At 67.1% G+C, this 1266-nt stretch carries 1 protein-coding gene; it reads left to right on the forward strand.

The features are described 5' to 3' along the window. A partial coding sequence (locus ABHR76_RS10040) for an ATP phosphoribosyltransferase regulatory subunit (protein WP_346977652.1) occupies positions 1-1266 on the forward strand: 1266 nt, incomplete at both ends.

Consider the following 1266-nt stretch of genomic DNA (forward strand, 5'->3'; position numbering starts at 1 on the left):
CGGCCACACCGTGGGGATTCCGGGACATATTGCCCGAGGAGGCTCAGGCGCGCGAGGAGATTGCGCTGACGGTGAAGGGCTGCTTTAGGGAGCATAATTATCTGCCGGTTGAGACGCCGCTGCTCGAGGACAAGGGCTCGCTCGAGGAGGGCGGCCGTATCGCGGACACGCCGTTTAAGCTTTTTGACGATGACGGCCGCTTGTTGGTGGTTCGTCCCGACAATACGTTGCCGATCGTGCGTTTGGTCTCGACCCGCATGCGCGCGGCCGACTTGCCGCTGCGCCTGCGCTATGAGGCGCCGGTGGTTCGCGAATGCCAGCGCAATGCCGGCGGTTCGCGTCAATTTACCCAGCTGGGTTTTGAGCTCATCGGCGCGGGCGATACCGCGGGCGATGTCGAGATCGTCTCGCTGGTGGCCGAGGCCGTTCGCAAGTTGGCGCTGCCCGATGCGCGCATTATCGCAGGTAGCGTGCGCCCGTTTAAGGAGCTGCTCGCGGCGTGCGAGGATCGCGAGCTGGCTGCCGAGGCTCTGCGCTGCGTGCACGCCAACGACTTTGTGGGCCTCGATGCCCGCGTGGCGGCAAGCGCCGAGACCGATGCCGTTAAGGCCGCCGTCAGCGAACTGCCGCGCTTGCATGGTGGTGCCGAGGTGCTCGACCGCGTGGACGCGCTGCTGGAGGCCGCCGGTATCGCCGCGCCGCTGACGCGCGAACTCCGTGCCCTGGTCGAGGGCCTGGCTCCCGAGGACGCTCAGGTACTGTCCTTCGACTTTTCCATTATGAATTCTTTCGATTACTACACGGGCCTGGTCTTTAAGGCCTATGCCGGTGGCCTGCCCGATCCGGTGGGCTCGGGCGGTCGCTACGACTCTATCTTTACCGGCGCGTTCGGCGACGGCATCGAGGTGCCGGCGGCGGGCTTCGCCTTTTCGCTCGAGCGTCTGGAGGCCGCGTGCACCTCTGCCGAGGACGCCGCCTCCGATGGTGACCACGCCGTGGGCCGCGGCGCCGAAGGCCCGCTACGCATCGCCGTGCCCAAGGGCTCGCTTAAGGCCGACACGCTCGACGTGCTCGAGGCCGCGGGCCTGGATGTCTCTGAGCTGCGCGACCCCGGCCGTCACCTGATTGTGCGCGGTCGCGACACGCGTGCCGGCGAGGGCACGGTCGGCGATATCGAGTTTGTCATCGTGCGTCCCAGCGATGCGCCCGCCTTTGTGGGCTGCGGCGGCGCCGACTGCGGCATCTGCGGTTGGGACTCGCTTATCG

The organism is Collinsella aerofaciens (genome assembly GCF_039752985.1).
In the GTDB taxonomy this organism is placed as follows: Bacteria; Actinomycetota; Coriobacteriia; order Coriobacteriales; family Coriobacteriaceae; genus Collinsella; species Collinsella aerofaciens_BT.